Genomic DNA, 21,627 nt, shown 5'->3' with positions numbered 1-21,627 from the left:
CCCGTTGGTGGAGTGCATCCACTTGTCCGATCAACGCGGGGCGATCAAAAAGGCGGATGGTCTCGGACAGGGCGCCGACGATCTTCCGATAGTGCGCGACATCCTCGTCCGACAGGGTGTGGTCTTTGCGATCCTTGAGCCATTTGTGGCAGACCGAGTCTGAGCGGCGATATCCACATGCCAGTCGGTCAGCTTCTCACGTAGTCAATCGCCATTGATCTGCAATACCAGAATGTTTCGGAGAGGATTCGCCCCTGCGCTCTGGAATCAACCGGCTGTTTCCGTGGAGGAAGCGGCGGACTTACCGCGACGCCGGCGCGGCCGGCGGCGTTTGGCTCCGCCTTCGATCATCTTGGCCCGCTCCGGACCGCTCGCATCCTGGAAACGGGTCCACCAGTCGGCCAGCTCGGCATCCGCCTCGCCCGCGGCGGCCCGCACCACCAGAAAATCGTAGGCGGCCCGGAAACGGGGGTGGGCGATCAGCCGATAGGGCCGCTTGCCGTCGCGCTGTTCGAGACGCGGCTGCAGCGCCCAGATTTCGCGCATGGGCAGCGAGAAGCGCTTGGGGATCGCAACCAGCGATTGTTGGCGCTGGCAGACCGCGCTGGATGCCAGCAGAATCGCCTCGACGGCGGGCATCCCCTCGGCCTGTAACTGCTCGGACCGCTGGCGCACCGGCTCCCAAAGCAGAATCGCGAACAGAAACGCGGGGGTGACCGGTTTATCCTCCCGAATACGCTGATCGGTGTTCGACAACCCGCGGCTGACGAAGGTGATCGGAAAGTCGTGATCCTCGCGCGCCAGACAGGCTTCGGTGTCCGGGAAGAGCTGGCCGAAGAGCCCGTAATGACGCAGTTTCTCGAAGACGTCGAGACCGTAGCCCGAGTGAAACAGTTTGATGAGCTCGTCGAACAGACGCGCGGCGGCGATGTCGGCAAGCAGCGAGCCGAGTTCGTACAGCGGCCGCTCGGTGGCCGGTTCGATGGCAAAGCCGAGCTTGCAGGCGAAGCGCACGGCGCGCAGCATCCGCGCCGGATCCTCGCGATAGCGCTGCTCGGGATCGCCGATCAGACGCAGCCGGCCGGCCTTCAGGTCCGCCAGGCCATCGGCATAATCGTGTAGCGAAAAATCGGCGATATCGTAGTAGAGCGCGTTGATGGTGAAATCCCGCCGTAGCGCATCCTCCGCGATGGAGCCATAAATGTTGTCGCGCACGATCATGCCGTTTTCGAGTCGGCGATCCAGCGGATCGGCATCGTCGCCGCAGCCGCGAAAGGTCGCGACCTCGATGATGTCGCGCCCGAAATGGACATGCGCCAAACGGAACCGTCGCCCGATCAGGCGGCAGTTACGAAAGACTTGACGCACCTGTTCGGGGGTGGCGTCGGTGGCGATATCGAAATCCTTGGGCTCGTGGCCCAGAAGCAGATCGCGCACGCCGCCGCCGACCAGATGGGCCTGAAAATTCTCCTGCCGGAGCCGATAGAGCACCTTGAGCGCGTTCTCGCTAATGTTCGCGCGGGAGAGGCTGTGTTCCGGACGAGGCACGATCAGCGGTCTCGTCACGTTCGTCGTGTTGGGGTCGGATTCCTGCATGACCTTCGTGTAAGCGGTTCCTTAAAGCGCCGGGGCGGCAATTCGTGAGAGCGGGAATGGATCCCAGTGTTCCCCAGCGAGTAAATATGACCGGTTGGCCGGTCGAGAATAACCGCCGCTTGTGAAACGGCAGCGTCTGCGTATATTATGCGATTCTTCGCTGCACTCGCAGACATAATTACTGCTCCCTTCGTCTAGCGGTTAGGACGCTGGCCTCTCACGTCGGCAACAGGGGTTCGAACCCCCTAGGGAGCGCCAATCGAAATCAAGGGCTTGCGCCACACGCGCAAGCCCTTTTTCGTGTCCGCCCGACAGCCTCGATCAGGCTCAGGGAATCCCAAGCAACTTGTGCGTCTGCACGCTCAACCGCCAGCGCGGCTGGGCCTTGCAGTAGTCGATCGCCTGGGCGGTATGGACGGCGAGATGGGGACCATCCATCGGCTGCAGGAAAAAATACCGGAAGCCGAGCCCCTCGAAGCGCTCGGGCGGAGCCTCGGGCTGCGGATAGACGAGTTTGAGTTCGTCGCCCTCGATCAGCCGGAGTTCGGCGCCGGCCTTGGGACTGACGCAGATCCAATCGAGCCCCAACGGCGCGGGACAGGTTCCGTTGGTTTCGACGGCGATCTCGCAACCGCGCGCATGCAGGGCGGCGATCAGCGGGGCGTCGAGCTGCAACAGCGGCTCTCCGCCGGTACAGACGACATAGGGTCTGACTCCGGCGTCATCATCGCCAAGCCAGGCCGCGCGAATCCGGTCGGCCAGTGCGCTGGCGTCGCGAAAGCGTCCGCCGCCCTCCCCATCGGTGCCTCGAAAGTCGGTATCGCAGAAGTTGCAGACAGCCCGCTCGCGATCCGGTTCGCGCCCGGACCAGAGATTGCAGCCCGCGAACCGGCAAAAGACGGCCGGACGGCCAGTCTGGGCGCCCTCCCCTTGCAAGGTGTAAAAGATCTCCTTGACCCGATAACTCATGTCGGCAATGCCGGTCCCAGTTCGCCCCAACAGAGACTGGCCCCGCATCCTGGCGTCTCGTGCAGGTCGATGCGGTCGAGTTGGGGGAGCACGGCCGCGCACTCCTCGCGGATCCAAAGTGCCAGACGACCGGGATCCGCGGCGTCAAGACGCGGCAATGCGTCGAGCCGATGGTGATCGAGTTGCCGGTAGACGGGCGCGAATAGAGCCTTCACATCGCCATAGTCGACCGTCCAGCCAAGCACGGTGTCCAGCGGCGCGGTGAGATGCAGCCGCAGCAGATAGCTGTGACCGTGCAGCCGGCGCCGCGAGTCGCCTTCGGGGGCCGCGGGGAACTGGAGCGCGCTCTCGAAACGCTGTTCCTTCCAGATACGGTAATGACGGCCGTCGTAGTGACAGCCGGCGGTCGCGGTTTCGTAAACGGTCACCCAGGACAGCGCCGGCAACTCGGGCTTGAGACGCTGCCACAACCAGCTCGCGAGCAGCTCGCTGGTGGGATTTTCCAGACCGGGAATGTCATTCAGACAGGCGTGATGGAGTTCGGCCTGGAGCGGCGCCCAGAGCGTGTCGAGCCGATCGAAGTCGCTCCCCATGTCCCGACCCGCCAGCGCTTGATCGGCGTGCAGGATGACCTCGAAACCATGACCATGCATGCGCCCGCATTGATGCCCCGGCGGGACGTTCGGCAGGCGATGGGCGGCCTCGAAACGGAAACGGCGCCAGACATGGGCGTGATCCGCGCCATCCAGATCGGCGCCCTGATCGCGGGTGCTTTGAATGCCGATCGACGCGACTCCCGGCACGCCGAGGCGGTCGCGCACCCAGCGCGCGAGGTTTTCGTCGGTCGGGACTGGCAGGAATTCGTTCAGATCGCGATAATCGAGCGCCCCGACGCATGCCTGGAGCGCGGCGGTCAGCATCCCGGTCGCGGCACCAGGAAAGGCGGCCCAGTCGGACGGCGGATCGGCGCGGACGCGCGCCAGGAAACCGTGACCGTGCAGACGACGCGCGCGATGTCCCTCCGGCAGGATCGCCACCCGGCGCGCGGCCTCGAAGGGAGCGGCGGCAACATGGAAAAGACGTTCGGTCATGCGACAACCTCAAAGCGAAAAAACGGCGTCTCATCGTTCATCAATCGGAACGCGGCGTAACAGCGGATCGGCGAACCCCGCCTCGGCAAAACCCTTGGCACGGAGCAGACAGGAATCGCACTCTCCGCAGGGCCGGCCAGCCTCGCCGGGATCGTAACAACTGCTGGTCAGGGCATAGTCGACGCCCAATTCGATCCCCTTGCGAATGATTCCGGCCTTGGTGAGTTCGATCAGTGGCGCATGGATTTTGAGCCGTTGACGGCCTTCCACCGCAGCGGCGGTGGCCAGGTTCGCCATGCGCTCGAAGGCTTCGATATACTCGGGGCGACAGTCGGGATAGCCAGAATAATCGAGCGCATTCACCCCGATAAAAAGATCGCTGGCGCCCAACACCTCGGCCCAGGCGAGCGCAAAGGAGAGAAACACGGTATTGCGCGCGGGGACATAGGTGATCGGAATCCCCTCGCCCATCCCGGCCAGGTCGCGCCCTTTCGGGACAGCCAGGTCGGCGGTCAGGGCCGATCCGCCGAAGCGCCGCAGATCGATGTCGGCGATCACATGCTCGGCCACGCCCATGGACTTGGCAACCCGCGTGGCCGCATCGAGTTCGATCGCATGGCGCTGACCGTAGCGGAAAGACAGTGCATAGGGTACAAAGCCCTCGGCCCGGGCAATGGCGAGCGTCGTCGTCGAATCCAGCCCGCCGCTCAGCAGCACCACCGCATTTGTCATCTCTTCACCCCTTGCACGCATCTTGATTCAACAGGTAGTTCATCCGAAACTCGGCCGATAGCCACATCACGCATCCAATGCTGGACGCGTTCAATCCATCCAATTGGTGCAAATCGATGCAAAAACATGTTATCCGACTGTGGGATCTGCCGACCCGCGTCGTTCACTGGCTGCTCTTCGTACTGGTGGCGGCGGCCTTCGTCACCGGGCTGTCTGGCGGCAATCCGATGGTGTGGCACGGCCGTCTTGGACTTGCCATTCTGGGCCTGCTGACCTTCCGACTGATCTGGGGTCTGATCGGTTCCACCTATGCCCGTTTCAGTCAGTTCGTGCGCGGACCCGGGACGATACTCGCCTACCTGCGTGGCCGGTGGCATGGGATCGGGCATAATCCGCTGGGGGCCATCTCCGTGCTGGCACTGCTTGGCGTCCTACTCTTTCAGACCCTGAGCGGCTTAGTCGCCAACGATGACATTGCCTTCAAGGGCCCCCTTTACGCCATGGTGTCGACGGCGACCAGCGAGTGGATCACCAGCCTTCATCGGCAAACGATCTGGTTCATCGGCGGACTTGTCGGGCTCCATGTCTGCGCGGTCCTGCTCTATACCTTCGTGCGTCAGGACAACCTGATCAAACCGATGCTGACCGGCCGTAAGCCTGTCGCGGATCCAGCGGTTAAGTCGGCCGGCGGCGGCGGCCCGTTGGCTTTTATCGTGGCCTTGGCGCTGACCGCTGTGGTCGTCTGGATCGCAAACGGCGGACTGCTGACGCCACCTCCGCCTCTGCCAGCCAGTACCGTACCGGCCTGGTGATCGGTCATAAAAAGGCCGCCCACGAAGGCGGTCTGTCTTCAAAACCAGCCTGACCGCATCCGCTCCGACGGCAATCCGTTCATGCCAGCCTAGCGGATCGCGCGCAACGACGCCTCTCGGAATGGATGCGGTTTAAGGCCGGATCAGTTGTCGGCACGATATTTCTTATGGCAGGCCTTGCAGGCACTACCGAGATCGGCAAACGCCGCCTGCACCTCGCTCTTTTCGCCTTCGGCGGCAATCTCGGCCAGGTTGTCGGCGGCGTCCATGAACTCGCGCGCCAGTTGGCCGACATCCTCCCCATTCTGGAACAATTCTGGCTTCACCCGAGTCTTCACCTCGCCGATATTTTGATCGGTGCCGGGGCCATAGAGCGCGCCCATCCCCGAGTTCGCGATCGCGGCAATGGCATTGGCGGCCTTCGAGACCTGATCGGAACTAAAGTCGCCCTCCAAATTCGCCTTGATTTTGCCCATGTTCCAGCTCATAAAGCTGTACCCGGCCTGGCGATACTCGATCTGTTCTTCGGGCTTGAGGTCAGCGAACGCGGCACTGGCGAATGCGACGGCAAGGATGCCGAAGGTTGTGCTGGCTACCGTTCGTTTCATAGACAATCTCCATGTTGAAAAAATATCGCGGTGAGAGTTTCCCTCTCGCGACGGAGCGCGAGAGCGCTTGCCTACATTGGGGCTAACGACATTGCTCACAAGTTAGGCGATTTCCGGACAAGCGCGGTTTCGCTGACCCTTCTCCCAAGCTCGGCTAGAATCCGCTCATCGTGACGCACTGGAACCGCTCGATGATCCTGTTTTTCTTTCTGCTTGGCCTGGCTGTCCTCATCCTCGGCGCCGAATTGCTGGTGCGTGGCGCCTCCCGCCTTGCCGTCTCCTTCGGCATCTCCCCGCTGGTGGTGGGCCTGACCGTCGTGGCCTTCGGCACCAGTTCGCCCGAACTGGCGGTCTCGGTGCAGTCCACCTGGTCCGGACAGGCGGATATCGCGCTGGGCAACGTGATCGGCAGCAATATTTTCAATATCCTCTTTATCGTTGGGCTCTCCGCGCTCATCACCCCCCTGATCGTCAATCGGCAGCTCGTGCGTCAAGAGGTGCCGCTGATGATCGGCGTCTCGCTGCTGACCTGGGGCCTGGCGTGGGATGGCGCACTGTCGTTTCTGGACGGCGCGCTGCTGTCCGGCCTGCTGGCGGTCTATTGCGTGTTTTTGATCCGGCAGAGCCGCCGCGCCCAGTCGTTCGATCTGGCGAATGCAAACGCCTCACCGCTGGACCTGCCGGATGATTCGACCTGGGACCGGCATTGGGCTGTGCAACTCGGACTGATCGCCGCCGGGCTGATCCTGCTGGTGCTCGGCTCGCGCTGGCTGGTGGAGGGCGCGATCGCCTTCGCGACCTGGATGGGAGTCAGCGAGCTTGTCATCGGACTGACCATCGTCGCCGCCGGCACCTCTCTACCCGAGGTCGCCACCTCGGTCCTGGCGGCGCTGCGGGGCCAACGCGATATCGCGGTGGGCAACGCGGTCGGCAGCAACATCTTCAATCTGTTATGCGTCCTCGGCATTTCCGCCTTGGTCGCGCCGACGGCGCTGCCGGTCTCGACGGGCATGCTGAGCTTCGATCTGCCGATTATGATTGCCGTGGCAGTCGCCTGTCTGCCGATCTTTTTCACCGGCTATGTGATCGCGCGCTGGGAGGGCTTGCTGTTTCTGGCCTATTACGTGGCCTATACAGCCTGGCTGTTCCTGCACGCCACCGACCATGGCGCCCAGGCGCTGTTCGGTACAGTGATGATCGGCTTCGTCCTCCCGCTCACCTTCGTCACGCTCGCCGTCCTGAGCTACCGCCATTGGCAGGGATCGCGCCGTCCGGGCAATACCTGAGCGGGCCGCGCGGAGGCAGCCTGTCGGCCACACCAAACATCGGGACACCGCTTCCGAGCGGCAGTCGGTTCGGTTATGATTCGACGACTCATCAGGCGGCCTGTCACGGGTTGGCCTGACCGGCAATCCCGAACGGCTGACGCGGACCATTCTTCCGCGCCAGTCCCCCCTGACAACAAATCATCCACGATGGTGGCGAGACGGAGAATCCCATGGGACTCGGTGGTATCAGTATCTGGCAGCTCCTAATTATCCTGGTCATCGTTCTGTTGCTGTTTGGCACCAAGCGATTGAAAAATGTCGGTTCCGATCTCGGTGGCGCGATCCGGAGCTTCCGCGAATCGATGTCGAACGCGGACAAGGATGACAAGGTCGACGATGAACAACCGACCAGCGGACAGGTCGCCAGTGCGCAGGTTTCAACGTCGAAAACCAATCAGGACACGGACAAGAATCGCACCTGACCCGCGATCGACAGAGCAGGTTGACTCATCATGTTCGATGTTGGCTTCTCGGAACTGATTCTGGTCGCGGTCGTCGCGCTCCTCGTCGTCGGCCCGGAGCGGCTGCCGAAGGTCGCCCGCGTCGCCGGCATGTGGCTCGCGCGCGCGCGGCGCAGCCTGGTCGCGGTCAAGCAGGAGATCGACCGTGAAATGAAGGCGGGGGAACTCGCTGAAATCCTCAAGCAGCAGGCCGCTGCCAATCCGCTGGAGACCATTCTGGAGGATTCGTCCAAACCTCCTTCGCCATCGCCTACCCCAGCCGCGCCGGCTTCCGCCGATCCCTCGGCCACGCCCGATCAACATTCGCGCGGCTAAGGCAGCGACGATTGTCCGTTTCGACTGCGTGACAAGCGCGCGACCAAAGGCGAACGGAGCATGGGCAGACGCTTTCCCGGAAGTCACCTAAACCGCTTCGCACTCCGCAACTCCCGCACCTGGAAGCACCCTGGCGGTGCAAGACGATCCACTCAAGGATGGTCCGCTCACCACTGCGGGGAAACCTATTGACAACAATTCATGCCGTTAAAGAGGTTGCTCGATTGAATCCCCTATCCGCCTGGACATCCCGCGTCCACCAATCCTCGTTCTCCCGGCGCATGCCCCGGCCCGTGACGATCGCCCTGATCCTGACCGTCCTGCTGGCGCCGGTCGCGGCCAGTGCCGCGACGACACAGGAGATCGCGCTCTTCGGTATCCCGATCGAATTCATCCTCTTCGCACTCACCCTGCTTGGGGTCGCCTTCCTTCATCACCACACACTCACCGTCGCCCTAACCGGGCTTGCCGCGATCACGACCTACAAACTCGTCTTCACGGGTTTTCACGCGGGCGCTGGCCTTGCGGGTCTGGCGGGTCACATGGGGCATGAATGGGTCATCCTGACCAACCTGCTCGGGCTTCTGCTCGGTTTCGCGCTGCTGGCTCGGCATTTCGAGGACAGCGGAGTGCCCCAGATTCTGCCCCGCTATCTGCCGGATGGCTGGCTCGGCGGCTTGGCGTTGCTGGCCGCGATTTTCGTGCTGTCGAGTTTCCTCGACAACATCGCCGCAGCCCTGATCGGCGGCACCATCGCCTTTACCGTCTTCCGGCGGCGGGTGCATATCGGCTATCTCGCGGCCATCGTCGCGGCCTCCAATGCCGGCGGCTCGGGGAGCGTGGTTGGCGATACCACGACAACCATGATGTGGATTTCCGGCATTGCACCGCCAGAGGTCTTCCACGCTTATGTCGCTGCGGGCGTGGCCCTGGTGATTTTTGGCATCCCCGCCGCGCTCCAGCAACATCGCTTCTCACCGATCGTCCGCGATGCCCCGGCGGGAGCCCAGATCGACTGGACGCGCCTCGCCATCGTCGCCTGGATTCTCATCGCCGCCGTCTCCACCAACATCGTCGTGAATTCCGGCTTCAAGGAACTGGCGGACAGCTTCCCCTTTCTTGGCGCCGCGGTCTGGGTCGCCATCCTGCTCGTGGTGCGCGTTCGCAAACCCGAGTGGAGCTTGCTGCCGGAGGCATTCAAGGGCAGTCTCTTCTTGTTGACGCTGGTCGTCTGCGCCTCGATGATGCCCGTGGAGAAGTTGCCGGAGGCCTCCTGGTATTCCGCCTTCACCCTCGGCTTCGTCTCCGCCGTCTTCGACAACATCCCGCTCACCGCGCTGGCCATCCAGCAGGGCGGATTCGATTGGGGGATGCTGGCCTACGCGGTCGGTTTCGGCGGCTCCATGATCTGGTTTGGCAGTTCGGCCGGCGTGGCGCTCTCGAATATGTACCCACAGGCCAAATCGGTCGGCTCCTGGCTGCGTCACGGCTGGCATGTGGCGGTGGCCTATGTGATTGGCTTCGCCGCCCTCATGTTCACCCTTGGCTGGCAACCGCATGAGGCGTCGCTGGCGGCGGCCCCCGTCGCGAACACCGCGCACAGCGAACAACCCGTACCCCAGCTCGATAATCCAACGCACGCGGATCGGGAGACAGCGCAATGATCAAGTTTCTGGCACCGGTCGATGGTTCGGAATCGGCGGAACGTGCCGTCCGCCACCTGATTCAACTCGCTCGCTGCAAGGCGCCAGCGGAAATTTATCTTCTCAATGTGCGTCCTCCGATCGAGGCATGGGAAGTGCGCCGCTTCCTGACCGAGGAAGAAATCGCGCAGACCCAGCAGGGCGAGGGCGAAAGCGACCTGCAGTCCGCGCGCGCCTTGCTCGACGAGGCGGGACTCCCCTACACCGCCCAGGTGCTGATTGGCCCGGTCGCGCAGACCATCGCGACCTTCGCCACCGAGCAGGGCTGCGACGCCATCGTCATGGGGACGCATGGCCGGGGAGGACTCGGGAATCTCCTGATGGGATCGGTCGCGACCAAGGTGATCCATCTGGTGAAGATTCCGGTGACACTGGTCCGGTAGACGGGAACGGCCTTGCCCGGCGCCGCCGGGTCGGGCCGTAAACAACCGCTTGGCCTGGGTCCGACAGGTTGCTCGTCCTGCTTTGTCGCGATTTTTATATCGCCTGCCCTGTTTTTTTCAACATTTTGATACCGGCTCTCCTAGCATAAAGGCAGTCCATGCCCGTGACGGAGGTGAACCGTGGATCTCGTCTATCTTGCTGGCATCGTCGCGCTCTTCGCTCTGGCGGTTGGGTTCGCCCACGGTTGCGCCAGATGGGGAGGTGCCCGATGAGCTGGTTGCACATCGTTAGCGCCGTCGTCGCGGTGGCGCTGCTCGTCTACTTGATCGCCGCCCTGCTCAGGCCGGAAGATTTCGCATGACGCCGCATGCCTGGATGCTTCTTGGGCTTTACCTGCTCGTGCTCCTGCTCGCGGCCAAGCCGCTGGGCAGCTACATCGCGGCGGTGATGGAGGGGCGCCCGATCCTGGCGCTGCGGCTCGGCGGCGGTCTCGAATCGCTGCTGTATCGCCTGTGCGGGGTGCGCCAGAACAAGGAAATGGGTTGGCTGCACTACGCGCTGGCCATCCTGCTGTTCAACCTGCTCGGTGCGCTGGCCGTCTATGCCCTGCAACGGCTGCAAGTCTGGCTGCCGCTCAATCCCCAGCAACTCGCCAACGTCAGCCCGGATTCGGCCTTCAACACCGCCATCAGCTTCGCCACCAATACCAACTGGCAGGGCTATGCGGGCGAATCGACCATGGGCCATCTCACCCAGATGCTGGGTCTCGCGGTGCAGAACTTCCTCTCGGCCGCCACCGGCATCGCGGTCGCCGTGGCCCTGATGCGCGGTTTCGCCCGGCATTCGGCCAGCACCATCGGCAATGCCTGGGTCGATCTGACCCGCGTCACACTCTATCTGCTGCTGCCGATCGCGCTGGTCTACGCCGTCTTTCTGGTCAGTCAGGGGACGATTCAGACGCTCGACGGCTACCAGGAGGTGACGACGCTGGAGTCCGGTCCCGCCACGGCGGCGCCACAAACACAGACCCTGCCGACGGGTCCAGTCGCCTCGCAGGAGGCGATCAAGATGCTCGGCACCAACGGTGGCGGCTTCTTCAACGCCAACTCGGCGCACCCCTACGAGAACCCGACGCCCCTGACCAATATCATCCAGATGCTCTCGATCTTCCTGATCCCGGCGGCGCTCTGTCTTACCTTTGGGCGGATCGTCGGCGATGTCCGTCAGGGCTGGGCGGTGCTGGCGGCCATGACGGTGCTCTTCGTCGTCATGGCGGTGGTGGCGATGAGCGTCGAGCAGCAGTCCAACCCACTGTTGACCAGCCTGGGTATCGACGGCTCGGCGGGCAATCTGGAAGGCAAGGAGACGCGCTTCGGCAGCGCCGAATCGGGCCTCTTTGCGACCATTACCACGCTCGCCTCCTGCGGGGCGGTCAATGCCATGCATGATTCATTCATGCCACTGGGCGGCTTCGTGACCCTCTGGAACATGATGCTCGGCGAGGTCGTCTTCGGCGGCGTTGGCACCGGGCTCTATGGCATGCTGGTGTTCGCGGTCATGGCCGTGTTTCTGGCCGGACTCATGATCGGGCGCACCCCGGAATATCTGGGCAAGAAGATCGAGGCCCACGACATCAAGATGGTCTCGCTCGCCATCCTGGTGACGCCGCTGCTGGTCCTGACCGGCACCGCGCTGGCCGTGACGCTGCCCGCCGGGGTGGCCGGGGTCGCCAATCCCGGCGCACATGGCTTCGCGGAGATCCTCTACGCCTTCACCTCGGCGGCCAACAATAACGGCAGCGCCTTCGCCGGACTCTCGGCCAACACGCCCTTCTACAACGTCCTGCTGGGCATCGCCATGTGGTTCGGACGTTTCATTGTGATCGTGTCGGTTCTGGCGCTGGCCGGGAACCTCGCGGCCAAGAAGCGCATCGCCGCCAATGCCGGCACCATGCCGACCCATGGTCCGCTGTTCGTGATGCTGCTGATCGGCACCGTGGTGCTGGTCGGCGCACTCAACTATGTCCCGGCGCTTGCACTCGGGCCGGTGGTCGAGCAACTCATGCTCCAGTCGGCGCATTGATTTAAGGAGAGACACGTGGCCCGTAAGACACTATCCATGTTCGATCCGGCCCTGCTGTGGCCGGCCGTTCTCGATGCCTTCCGCAAGCTGAACCCGGCGGCGCAGTGGCGCAATCCGGTGATGTTCGTGGTCTATGCCGGCTGCCTCCTGACCACCGCGCTTTGGGTGCAGGCGCTCACCGGGACCGGCGAGGCCCCGGCCGGATACATCCTCGCCGTCACCCTCTGGCTGTGGTTCACGGTGCTCTTCGCCAACTTCGCCGAGGCGCTGGCCGAAGGTCGCAGCAAGGCGCAGGCCGCCTCGCTGCGCGGCTTGAAGCGCGAGACAATGGCCAAAAAGCTCAAGTCAGCCGACGCGAACGCCGACTGGTCGTCGGTCCCCGCCACCGAACTGCGCAAGGGTGATCTGGTGCTGGTACAGGCGAACGACACCATCCCCGCCGACGGCGAGGTCATCGAAGGCGTCGCCTCGGTCGATGAGTCCGCGATCACGGGCGAGTCCGCGCCGGTCATTCGCGAGGCCGGGGGCGATTTCTCGGCGGTGACGGGCGGGACGCGCGTGCTGTCCGACTGGCTGCTGGTGCGGGTGACGGTCAATCCCGGTGAGACCTTCGTTGATCGCATGATCGCGATGGTCGAGAACGCCAGGCGCAGGAAGACCCCGAACGAGATCGCGCTGACCATCCTGCTGGTCGCGCTCACCATCATCTTCCTGGTGGTCACGGTGACCCTGCTGCCCTTTTCGATCTTCGGCGTTCAGGCCGCCGGGGCGGGCACGCCGGTAGCCCTGACGACACTCATCGCACTCCTGGTCTGTCTGATCCCGACGACGATTGCCGGTCTGCTCTCGGCCATCGGCGTGGCCGGCATGAGCCGGATGATGCAGGCCAATGTCATCGCCACCTCCGGGCGCGCGGTCGAGGCCGCTGGTGATGTCGATGTGCTGCTGCTGGACAAGACCGGCACCATCACCCTGGGCAATCGTCAGGCCGCCGCCTTCCTGCCCGCCGAGGGCGTGCCCGAGCGGGATCTGGCAAGCGCGGCCCAACTGGCCTCGCTCGCCGATGAGACGCCGGAGGGCCGCAGCATCATGGTGCTGGCGAAACAGCGATTCGGCCTGCGCGAGCGCGACATCCAGGCGCTGAACGCGCAGTTCATCCACTTCTCCGCCCACACCCGCATGAGCGGGGTCGATCTGCCGGGCAGTCAGATCCGCAAGGGCGCCGTCGATGCCATCCGCGCGCACATCGAGACGCTCGGCGGACGTTTTCCGCCGGGGGTGCTCCGCGCCGTCGAGGAGGTCGCCCGCCGTGGCAGCACGCCGCTGGTGGTCGCGGACGGCAGCCGCGTGCTGGGTGTCGTCGAGCTGAAGGACATCGTCAAGGGCGGGATCAAGGAACGTTTCGCCGAGCTGCGCCGCATGGGCATCCGCACCATCATGATCACCGGCGATAACCCGCTCACCGCCGCCGCCATCGCCGCCGAGGCGGGGGTCGATGACTTCCTCGCCGAGGCCACGCCGGAGGCCAAGCTGGCCCTGATCCGCCAGCATCAGGCCGAGGGCCGGCTGGTCGCCATGACCGGCGACGGCACCAACGACGCCCCGGCGCTCGCTCAGGCCGATGTCGCGGTCGCCATGAACACGGGGACTCAGGCCGCGAAGGAGGCCGGCAACATGGTCGATCTCGATTCCAATCCGACCAAGCTGATCGAGGTCGTCGAGACCGGCAAGCAGATGCTGATGACGCGCGGCGCATTGACCACCTTCAGCGTCTCGAACGACATCGCCAAATATTTCGCCATCATCCCGGCGGCCTTCGTGACCACTTACCCGCAACTGGGCGCGCTCAACGTCATGGGGCTCGCCAGCCCGACCTCGGCGATCCTCTCGGCGGTCATCTTCAACGCGCTCATCATCATCGTCCTGATCCCGCTGGCGCTGAAGGGCGTGACCTACCAGCCGATGGGCGCCGCCGTGCTGCTGCGCCGCAATCTGGCGATCTATGGTCTGGGCGGTCTGATCGCGCCCTTCATCGGCATCAAGCTGATCGACCTGACCATCGCCGCCACCGGACTTGCCTGAGAGGACACCATCATGACCGCACTCATCCGCCCCGCCGTGAGCCTTTTTCTGCTGCTGACCGCCCTGACCGGCGTTCTCTATCCGCTCGCGGTGACGGGCATTGCCCAGGTGCTGTTCCCCGCCGCCGCATCTGGCAGCCTGATCGTCCGCGACGGCAAACCGGTCGGCTCGGCCCTGATCGGCCAGTCATTCACCGATCCCAAGTATTTCTGGGGCCGGCCTTCCGCCACCTCGGGTCAGCCCTACAACGGCGCGGCCTCGGGCGGCTCCAATCTGGGACCGCTGAATCCGGCGCTGGTGGAGGCCGTGAAGGAACGCATCGCCGCACTCCAGGCGGCGGACCCGGACAACCAGCGGCCGATTCCGGGCGATCTGGTGACGGCCTCCGGCAGCGGGCTCGATCCGCACATCAGCCCGGCCGCTGCGGCCTATCAGGTGGGGCGTGTCGCCCGCGCGCGGCGGATGGAGGTCGAACGGGTTGCCATACTCGTCGCCAGGAACACGGAAGGTCGGCAGTTCGGATTCTTGGGGGAGCCGAGGGTCAACGTCTTCGCGCTCAATCTGGCGCTTGATACCGAGGGGCTGTCATTACGTCAGGGTGGTGCGGAGTAGTGGCTTTAACCACTTGTTAAGCGATGCTTGAGAAGCACGGGAAAGTACGCTAACTGGCCGAGTGTGCGACAGGATGTCGGCGCCGAGCAAATTGCTGGACGATCTCTGGTGGCGCTGGCATCAAATGCGCCTCGATGGTATCGGCGGAAAGATCGGCACCGCATGCCCACTCAAGAAAATAGCCTCCGTTGTGAACAGCCGTGAATTCATCATGATCCTGGAGGGCCGCGAAGACCTCCCCTGACAGATAAGGCTTGATATCAAAGAGACCCATAGCGCCGTCTTCAGACGCGACGAGAAGAATATGATTTTCCAAAGGTATGACTTCAGCGATTCTCATTGATCGAGTCCTCTGATCGGAAAAGGCTTTTTACCGTTGACAGCAAGTTCCCAATCGGCGATTAGCTCATCTTCGTGAATTGCGATCCAGGCGACGACCATCTTGTCTTTGTGAGGTTTCAGTGGGTAGCGTGCCATCAGAAATCGTTGCGCACATTCGTCCAGTCTTCGAATTCGCTATCATCGCCAGCGTGAAGTCGTGCTCGAATTCGCTTGGTGTTCTCACGCTCTGCTTCGGATAAGGGTTCCTCATCCTCAAACAGTACGTAGCGATCGGAAGGTAAATGCTTGAGAAACGCGATCAGATAAGTGCGCTCGTCGATTTCAAGAGTCACGGTCTTCATGTCAGCTCCAAATGGCTCTCTCAAGCCTTGATTCGCGCTGAGTGTAGCGTTGCTTTAACTGATTATTAGGCGGTTCTGATGTTGTGATGTTGGGGTTCACTCTCGTTCACCCCAATCTACCGCCCTCAAGCGATTTTCATCTTCGGGTCGGCCTAATTCTACTTTGTTAGCTTGACATAAGCTTATGATTTTCAAATATTATTTTCAGGGAAAATTTTATTTGGAAATGGCAGATCATGGCTAACGCGATTGGTAGCGAAACCGATGCGATGTTAAAAAACATGGTTGGTAACCTCTCCGCTCATCTGGAGGATTATCACGAATTTTTTCAAAACGAAACAGCTGATGGTCATGAACTGAGTCGAGCTTACATCATGGGTCTTCTCAAAACTGAAGCCGGAAAACGGAATCTCGAACGCATCAACGAAGAAATTGATGTGTCCGGTGGTGATGGTTATCAACGGATCCAACAGTTCATCACAGATTCACCGTGGTCGGCGGGAAACCTCATCGGTGCGATCGCCCAAGACACCTCAAGTCTGTATGCGAATCAGCCGAATTATCGCGGTCGGGATGTCGGCTACATCATTGATGAGTCAGCGCATCTCAAGAAAGGCAAGTATTCCGTTGGCGTCGCGCGGCAATATGCCGGTGTCATTGGTAAGGTTGAGAATTGCCAGGTGGGCGTTTATGCCAGCTTAGTTTGGGAATCACAGAGCACGTTAATTAATGAGCGGTTGTTCCTTCCAACGTCCTGGACCGCTGATTTAAAGCGATGTGACCAAGCGGGTATTCCTGAAGAGGCACGTCAGTTTAAAACGAAGATCGAACTCGCACTGGAGATGATTCAATCCGATCTGGCGGCGGGCGTAGACATTGGTTGGGTGGGCGGTGATGGCCTGTACGGACACGGGTTAGAGCTTGGTGTTTCTTTAGATAACATAGGGTTAAATTTTCTGCTTGATGTTCATTGCGATCAGATGATCTATCCCCTCAAACCCATTCTATCGGTTCCGGAATCCGCTGGGCGAGGACGAAAGCCAACCAAACTTCAAGCTGATCGCGACCCCACGCAAGTGAGATGGTATGCCGACCATCTTTATCCTTTCCAATGGCGCACGATGGCCGTTCGCAATGGGGCCAAAGGGCCGATCACGCTGTCCGTTCATACCGCTCCCGTGTGGGTTTGGGATGGCAAGTCGGAGCGCGTGACCGAGCGGGTATTGGTCATCAGCCGAAATCACGCGGACAACAAGATCAAATACTCACTCAGTAATGTCGATTATCGGAGCACCCCGATCGAAAGGCTGGCTTACATGCAAGCACAGCGCTATTGGGTTGAACGGGCATTTCAAGAAGCCAAAAGCGAATTAGGAATGTCAGATTATCAAGTCAGAAAATGGAATGCCTGGCACCACCATATGGCGCTGGTGATGTTGTCGCTGTCCTTTATTGTTAAAGAGCGTCTTTTGCACAAAACCGATTATCCATTGGTGAGTTGCCGTGATCTTCGGCTTCTCATCATCGCTTTACTACTCAACGATCCGGATGCGGTCGAAAAAAGAATCCAGCAAATGCGGGTCAGGCATGAGCAAAGGCGCAAGGATATCGAGCGTTATTACAAGCTGACCGCGACGGGATAGTCAATGCGTTTGAATTAAAGTAACAAAGTAGAACTAAAAATAAATCTACCCTCCTTTTCTCCCGTGCAACACTTTGTCATGATTAAAGCTCGCCATCTTCTCTAAGTTTTTTAACGTCATTTGATATGGTTTTTTGAGAGTACAGAGTCTTCTCGGCGATTTCTGTTTGAGTTAAGCCTTGGTTAATCATTTTCTTAACTGTTTTTCTACGAGCTTCAGGCTTCTGCTTTTCGATATGCTGGGTAGAAGTGTGTGTGTAGCCTTCCATTTGTGTTTGGGTTTGAATTACTCGGGCTTTCCCATCACTAGAATCAGCCTTAACTGTTATGCTTCCATTGCTTGACTGATTAATTTCATAGTTTCTGACTGTGCCCTGCTCAATGCCGGTAGCAAGAGCGCGGAGAGTATTGGCAATATTTACCTTGGATTGAATTACAAGAGGATGTTCTTCTGACATGTGGTTGCTCCGATTGTGTGAATGTGAGAGCACAATATCAGAAGAAACCGAAAATGACTAGTAATTTTTCGGTTACTAGAACTTGTTGACTTACGATAGCGCTGAGGGACATAACTTTAAGCACTAGGCAGAATCGGTTCTCTCTCCGAACAAACCCCGATCAGAAGCCAGACATCACTCTCCCGCCTGACTCGGCTTATTGTCTCGCCCGATACCGAACGCCGTCAACCAACTGAAATACAAAGCGAAATACAACGCCCAACCCTCATCATTCAAACCATCCCCCTGGCTTTGCGCTCAAGCCCAAGAGGAACCCCACATGTCCGATGGTCGCCCCGATCCCGATGCGCTTCTGGAGCGCATCAAAGAAGATGAGCAGCGCGCCGCGCGCGGTCGGCTCAAGGTCTTCTTCGGCGCCTCGGCGGGGGTCGGCAAGACCTACGCCATGCTGTCCGCCGCGCGGGCGCAGGCGGAGCAGGGGGTCGATCTCGTCGTCGGGGTCATCGAGACCCATGGCCGTCGGGAGACCGAGGCGCTGTTGACGGGGCTGGAACGGCTGCCGCTCAAGGAGTTGGAGTACCGGGGGCGGGTGCTGCGGGAGTTCGATCTTGATGGCGCCCTGGCGCGCCATCCGTCGCTGATTCTGATCGACGAGCTGGCGCATTCCAATCTGACCGGCTCGCGTCATCCCAAACGCTGGCAGGATGTCGAGGAACTGCTGTCGGCCGGGATCGACGTCTATTCGACGGTCAATGTCCAGCACCTGGAGACACTCAACGACGTGGTGGGCGGTATCACCGGCATCCGCGTCTGGGAGACGGTGCCGGATCATGTCTTCGATGCCGCCGACGAGGTGGTGCTGGTCGATCTGGCGCCGGATGAGCTGTTGCAGCGGTTGAAGGAGGGCAAGGTCTATCTGCCCCATCAGGCCGAGCGGGCGATCCAGAATTTCTTCCGCAAGGGCAACCTGATCGCGCTGCGCGAGCTGGCGCTGCGCCGCACCGCCGACCGGGTCGATCGTCAGATGCTGGACTATCGACGCGATCAATCCGTGGCGCCGGTGTGGCAGACCCGCGAATCGGTCCTGGCCTGCATCGGTCCCGGCGAGAGCGCCGAGCGCATCATTCGCCGCGCCGCCCGGATCGCCGCGCGCGACGACGTGCCCTGGCATGCGCTCTACGTCGAAACGCCCTCATTGCAGCGTCGCTCGCGGGCGCAGCGTCAGTGCATCCTGAAACGGCTCAAGCTCGCCCAGGAGCTGGGGGCGGAGACGGCGACCCTGTCCGGCGGCGACCCGGTCGAGGTGGTGATCGGCTATGCGCGCAGCCACAACCTGTTCCGAATCCTGCTCGGACGCGATCATCCGCGTCGCTGGCGGCCCTGGTACCGTTCATTCGCTGACCGGATCGGCGGACAGGCGCCGGAACTGGAGGTGATGCTGGTCGCCCATGACGAGGCGCGCCCGCCGTCGCCCGATCAGGACCGGACGGACGAGTCCTGGCTGGAGCGGCTGAAGGCGCCCTGGCGGTCCTATGCGATGAGCCTGCTCATCTGCGCCACGGCGGCGGTCGCGACGGCTCCGCTGCACTCGATGTTCGATCTGGCCAATATCGCCATGCTCTTTCTGCTGGCGGTCGTGGTCGTCGCGGCGCGTTACGGACTTGGACCTTCGGTCATGGCGTCCTTTCTCAATGTCGCCGCCTTCGATTTTCTCCATGTGTCGCCGCGCTTCTCCTTTTCGATCAGCGATATTCAGTACCTGCTCACCTTCGTCGTCATGCTGGGTGTGGGGCTGGTGATCGCGCAGCTCACCACGGGCATGAAGTATCAGGCGCGGGTGGCGAGCCGCCGCGAACGCCGGGCGCGCGCACTCTACGAGCTGTCGCGCGACCTCTCCGGGGCGCTGTTGCCGGAACAGATTGCCCAGATCGGTCAGCGCTTCGCCGAGTCGGAGTTCGGTGCCCGCTCGGTCATCATGCTGGCCAATGACAGCGAACGGTTCAGCGCGCTGGTCCTGCCCGCGCCGGGCGAATTGCCGGTCGATGTCGGCATTGGCAAATGGGCCTTCGATCATGGCGCCGAGGCGGGCTGCGGCACGGATACCCTGCCGGGCAGCCCGCTCCTCTATCTCCCGCTCCAGGCGCCGATGCGGGTGCGTGGCGTGCTGGCGCTGGAGCCGCGCGATCCGCGCCAGATCATGGTTCCCGAGCAACGACGTCTGCTCGATACCTTCGCGCGGCTCATCGCGATCGCGCTGGAGCGGGTTCACTACGTGGAGGTCGCCCAGACCACGACTTTACAGATGGAATCCGAGCGTCTGCGCAATGCCTTCCTCGCGGCGATCTCGCACGACCTGCGCACCCCGCTCACCGCGCTGGTGGGTCTGGCCGATGCGCTCGCGATGACCCGACCGCCGCCGACCGCCGAGCAGGCCGAACTTGCCGCCGCGATGCGCGAAGAGGCGCTGCGGATGAGTTCGCTGGTCAACAATCTCCTCGACATGGCGCGGTTGCAGTCCGGTTCAGTCAGACTCAATCGACAGTGGCAGCCACTCGAAGAGGTGGTGGGCAGCGCCCTCGGGGCGGTTCATTCGATCATCGCCGGCCATCGGGTGCGTGTCGATCTACCGGGGGATCTTCCGCTGCTTGAGTTCGACGCCGTCCTGATAGAGCGAGTGCTCGTGAATCTCCTGGAAAACGCCGCCAAATACACGCCGCCAGGCAGCCGGATCGGCATCGGCGCCGCGCCAGCGACGCCGGATCGGATCGAGATCTGGGTCGAGGACAACGGCCCTGGATTGCCGGTCGGAAAAGAAGAGGCGGTCTTTCAGACGTTCGAGCGCGGCCAGACAGCGGGCGCGACGCCGGGGATTGGCCTGGGGTTGGCGCTGTGCCGGGCGATCATGGAAGCCCATGGCGGCACCATCCGCGCCGAGCGGCGCCCCGCTGGCGGCGCTCGTTTCGTTTTTTCCCTGCCGCGCGGCACTCCTCCCGTCGTCGAGACAGCCGATGAGGCGTCGCCGGTCGAGGCGTCTCCGAGATGAGCGAACCGGTTCCCGCCATCCTCATCATCGAGGACGAGCCCAAAATCCGCCGCTTCATGCGTCTGGCGCTGGAGCGGGAAGGCTGTCTGCGGGGTCCAAGCGCGACTGGACCATCTTGCCGTTTTATGAAGAGGATCGATATTTTTAATAGACGAACAATCGATCATTTCGATGGTCGACGAATGGCGAAATAGCCCCGTTAGCCGCCTCTGTGGCGTCCGCCCTAAAACATCCTTAATAAACATTATTTTTTAATTAATTACAGTTATTTATGACAAACCTTGCCGTCCTGTCGGCCGGGTTTGTCGGGTGCTGTCGCGGGAGAGTTCCAAGGTTGCCCCAAGCCACGATGCGCGACCGCGATATGGTCTTCATCGGCCGTGCGAATATTTCAGGGATATTGCATGTCCGCGCGAGTTGGGGGTACAGTATTTTGACGCGATGCAGCAATTGCAAGCCGCGCTGATTTTCTAAGTAAATTCCCGACCGAGGTCCACCATCATGCCGAGCGATGTTCCCGCGCCGGAGGATCCGACGGACCCGTTCCAACCGGAGCTGGTGGAGGGTCTGGCGCGCGTCGTCGCGGTGGAAGGTAAGCTGGCCTGGCTTGAACCCGAACAAACCACCTCTTGCGGCGGCTGCGCGGCATCCGGGCTGTGCGGAGCCAAGGGCATCGGCACGGCCGCGAGTCGGCTGGAAATGCGCCGCTTCCCGCTCGTCAATGAGGCAAGCCTCGCCGTCGGCGATCGAGTAGTCGTCGGAGTCGATGCGCGCGCGCTGCTCAAGGCATCGGGAACCGCCTATGCGCTCCCGCTGGTCATCATGCTAGGCGCTGGGGGGATGGCGCAGTGGATCGCCGGAAGCGATGGGATCACCATGGCGACGATGTTGACGGGACTGGGCGTCGGCCTGATCGCCGCGCGCTGGGGCGCGGGTTGGCTTGGTGCCCGTGGCCAGCTCGCCCCGCGCTTTCTCCGCCGCGCCAGTGACGGCGAAACCTGTCGAATCGATTAAACCGCGTCCGGC

General features: G+C 61.9%; 23 protein-coding genes and 1 tRNA gene. 15 read left to right on the top strand and 9 right to left on the bottom strand.

Annotation, left to right across the window (positions count from 1 at the left end; translation table 11 throughout):
• Window positions 1-267: 267 nt before the first annotated feature.
• Window positions 268-1,596, bottom strand: a complete 1,329-nt coding sequence (pcnB, locus tag THIVI_RS00485; protein WP_014776691.1) for a polynucleotide adenylyltransferase PcnB — start codon at window positions 1,594-1,596, stop codon at window positions 268-270.
• A 183-nt stretch (window positions 1,597-1,779) separates the two neighbouring features.
• Between pcnB and THIVI_RS00480 the strand changes: the two genes are divergently transcribed.
• Window positions 1,780-1,854, top strand: a tRNA-Glu gene (locus tag THIVI_RS00480).
• Window positions 1,855-1,923: 69 nt separating this feature from the next.
• On the opposite strand, the gene queE is transcribed toward THIVI_RS00480, so the two are convergent.
• Genes queE through queC form a run of 3 tightly spaced genes read right to left on the bottom strand, consistent with a single transcriptional unit; the run spans window position 1,924 to window position 4,388 of the window.
• On the bottom strand, window positions 1,924-2,565 hold the full coding sequence (queE, locus tag THIVI_RS00475; protein WP_041446746.1) for a 7-carboxy-7-deazaguanine synthase: 642 nt from the start codon (window positions 2,563-2,565) through the stop codon (window positions 1,924-1,926).
• The gene (locus tag THIVI_RS00470) at window positions 2,562-3,656 is read right to left on the bottom strand and encodes a 6-carboxytetrahydropterin synthase (protein ID WP_014776689.1); all 1,095 of its coding nucleotides are present in this window, start codon (window positions 3,654-3,656) and stop codon (window positions 2,562-2,564) included. The genes queE and THIVI_RS00470 overlap by 4 nt, the downstream gene beginning before the upstream one ends.
• A gap of 30 nt (window positions 3,657-3,686) precedes the next feature.
• The gene (gene queC / locus THIVI_RS00465; RefSeq protein ID WP_014776688.1) at window positions 3,687-4,388 is read right to left on the bottom strand and encodes a 7-cyano-7-deazaguanine synthase QueC; all 702 of its coding nucleotides are present in this window, start codon (window positions 4,386-4,388) and stop codon (window positions 3,687-3,689) included.
• Between the two features lie 116 nt (window positions 4,389-4,504).
• On the opposite strand from queC, the gene THIVI_RS00460 reads away from it, so the two are divergent.
• A complete protein-coding gene (locus THIVI_RS00460; RefSeq protein WP_014776687.1) occupies window positions 4,505-5,200 on the top strand; it encodes a cytochrome b/b6 domain-containing protein in 696 nt (231 codons plus the stop codon).
• A 143-nt stretch (window positions 5,201-5,343) separates the two neighbouring features.
• Here THIVI_RS00460 and THIVI_RS00455 read toward each other — a convergent pair whose 3' ends face one another.
• A complete protein-coding gene (locus tag THIVI_RS00455; RefSeq protein WP_014776686.1) occupies window positions 5,344-5,808 on the bottom strand; it encodes a c-type cytochrome in 465 nt (154 codons plus the stop codon).
• Between the two features lie 191 nt (window positions 5,809-5,999).
• On the opposite strand from THIVI_RS00455, the gene THIVI_RS00450 reads away from it, so the two are divergent.
• The 9 genes from THIVI_RS00450 to kdpC all read left to right on the top strand — a co-directional run bounded on the left by THIVI_RS00450 (window position 6,000) and on the right by kdpC (window position 14,775).
• Window positions 6,000-7,094, top strand: a complete 1,095-nt coding sequence (locus tag THIVI_RS00450; RefSeq protein WP_014776685.1) for a calcium/sodium antiporter — start codon at window positions 6,000-6,002, stop codon at window positions 7,092-7,094.
• Window positions 7,095-7,306: 212 nt separating this feature from the next.
• Window positions 7,307-7,558, top strand: coding sequence for a twin-arginine translocase TatA/TatE family subunit (tatA, locus tag THIVI_RS00445; RefSeq protein WP_014776684.1), 252 nt, complete (start codon window positions 7,307-7,309; stop codon window positions 7,556-7,558).
• A gap of 30 nt (window positions 7,559-7,588) precedes the next feature.
• Window positions 7,589-7,912: a Sec-independent protein translocase protein TatB gene (tatB, locus tag THIVI_RS00440; RefSeq protein ID WP_014776683.1), complete on the top strand. Its 324-nt coding sequence runs from the start codon at window positions 7,589-7,591 to the stop codon at window positions 7,910-7,912.
• 224 nt (window positions 7,913-8,136) lie between these two features.
• Complete coding sequence (locus tag THIVI_RS00435) at window positions 8,137-9,576, top strand: citrate transporter (RefSeq protein WP_014776682.1); 1,440 nt, start codon at window positions 8,137-8,139, stop codon at window positions 9,574-9,576.
• Window positions 9,573-9,998: a universal stress protein gene (locus tag THIVI_RS00430; RefSeq protein ID WP_014776681.1), complete on the top strand. Its 426-nt coding sequence runs from the start codon at window positions 9,573-9,575 to the stop codon at window positions 9,996-9,998. Before THIVI_RS00435 ends, THIVI_RS00430 begins: the two co-directional genes overlap by 4 nt.
• A 269-nt stretch (window positions 9,999-10,267) precedes the next feature.
• Window positions 10,268-10,360: a K(+)-transporting ATPase subunit F gene (kdpF, locus tag THIVI_RS00425; protein ID WP_014776680.1), complete on the top strand. Its 93-nt coding sequence runs from the start codon at window positions 10,268-10,270 to the stop codon at window positions 10,358-10,360.
• Entirely contained in the window at window positions 10,357-12,081 is a 1,725-nt protein-coding gene (gene kdpA, locus THIVI_RS00420) for a potassium-transporting ATPase subunit KdpA (protein ID WP_014776679.1), read from the top strand. Before kdpF ends, kdpA begins: the two co-directional genes overlap by 4 nt.
• Before the next feature lie 15 nt (window positions 12,082-12,096).
• Window positions 12,097-14,163: a potassium-transporting ATPase subunit KdpB gene (gene kdpB, locus THIVI_RS00415; RefSeq protein ID WP_014776678.1), complete on the top strand. Its 2,067-nt coding sequence runs from the start codon at window positions 12,097-12,099 to the stop codon at window positions 14,161-14,163.
• 12 nt (window positions 14,164-14,175) lie between these two features.
• A complete protein-coding gene (gene kdpC / locus THIVI_RS00410; RefSeq protein WP_014776677.1) occupies window positions 14,176-14,775 on the top strand; it encodes a potassium-transporting ATPase subunit KdpC in 600 nt (199 codons plus the stop codon).
• Window positions 14,776-14,824: 49 nt separating this feature from the next.
• On the opposite strand, the gene THIVI_RS00405 is transcribed toward kdpC, so the two are convergent.
• The 3 genes from THIVI_RS00405 to THIVI_RS00400 are packed head-to-tail and all read right to left on the bottom strand — an operon-like array spanning window position 14,825 to window position 15,458.
• Window positions 14,825-15,115 carry a DUF2442 domain-containing protein gene (locus THIVI_RS00405; RefSeq protein WP_014776676.1) on the bottom strand — a complete coding sequence of 97 codons (291 nt, stop codon included), beginning with the start codon at window positions 15,113-15,115 and terminating at the stop codon, window positions 14,825-14,827.
• Window positions 15,112-15,252: a DUF4160 domain-containing protein gene (locus THIVI_RS24195; RefSeq protein ID WP_157174325.1), complete on the bottom strand. Its 141-nt coding sequence runs from the start codon at window positions 15,250-15,252 to the stop codon at window positions 15,112-15,114. The genes THIVI_RS00405 and THIVI_RS24195 overlap by 4 nt, the downstream gene beginning before the upstream one ends.
• Entirely contained in the window at window positions 15,252-15,458 is a 207-nt protein-coding gene (locus THIVI_RS00400) for a hypothetical protein (protein ID WP_014776675.1), read from the bottom strand. Before THIVI_RS00400 ends, THIVI_RS24195 begins: the two co-directional genes overlap by 1 nt.
• Window positions 15,459-15,694: 236 nt before the next feature.
• Here THIVI_RS00400 and THIVI_RS22400 point away from each other — a divergent pair, with 236 nt between their 5' ends.
• Window positions 15,695-17,101: an IS701 family transposase gene (locus THIVI_RS22400; protein ID WP_014776674.1), complete on the top strand. Its 1,407-nt coding sequence runs from the start codon at window positions 15,695-15,697 to the stop codon at window positions 17,099-17,101.
• A gap of 82 nt (window positions 17,102-17,183) precedes the next feature.
• Here THIVI_RS22400 and THIVI_RS24350 read toward each other — a convergent pair whose 3' ends face one another.
• On the bottom strand, window positions 17,184-17,558 hold the full coding sequence (locus THIVI_RS24350; RefSeq protein WP_157174324.1) for a hypothetical protein: 375 nt from the start codon (window positions 17,556-17,558) through the stop codon (window positions 17,184-17,186).
• A 319-nt stretch (window positions 17,559-17,877) separates the two neighbouring features.
• Here THIVI_RS24350 and kdpD point away from each other — a divergent pair, with 319 nt between their 5' ends.
• The 3 genes from kdpD to THIVI_RS00380 all read left to right on the top strand — a co-directional run bounded on the left by kdpD (window position 17,878) and on the right by THIVI_RS00380 (window position 21,615).
• The gene (gene kdpD / locus THIVI_RS00390) at window positions 17,878-20,601 is read left to right on the top strand and encodes a two-component system sensor histidine kinase KdpD (protein WP_014776673.1); all 2,724 of its coding nucleotides are present in this window, start codon (window positions 17,878-17,880) and stop codon (window positions 20,599-20,601) included.
• Complete coding sequence (locus THIVI_RS00385) at window positions 20,598-20,795, top strand: response regulator (RefSeq protein ID WP_014776672.1); 198 nt, start codon at window positions 20,598-20,600, stop codon at window positions 20,793-20,795. Before kdpD ends, THIVI_RS00385 begins: the two co-directional genes overlap by 4 nt.
• 307 nt (window positions 20,796-21,102) lie before the next feature.
• Window positions 21,103-21,615, top strand: a complete 513-nt coding sequence (locus THIVI_RS00380) for a SoxR reducing system RseC family protein (protein WP_014776671.1) — start codon at window positions 21,103-21,105, stop codon at window positions 21,613-21,615.
• Window positions 21,616-21,627 lie beyond the last annotated feature (12 nt).

This window comes from Thiocystis violascens DSM 198, assembly GCF_000227745.2.
GTDB lineage: Bacteria > Pseudomonadota > Gammaproteobacteria > Chromatiales > Chromatiaceae > Chromatium > Chromatium violascens.
Note: the sequence above shows the minus strand (reverse complement) of the source record. Positions and strands in the feature narration are given on the sequence as shown.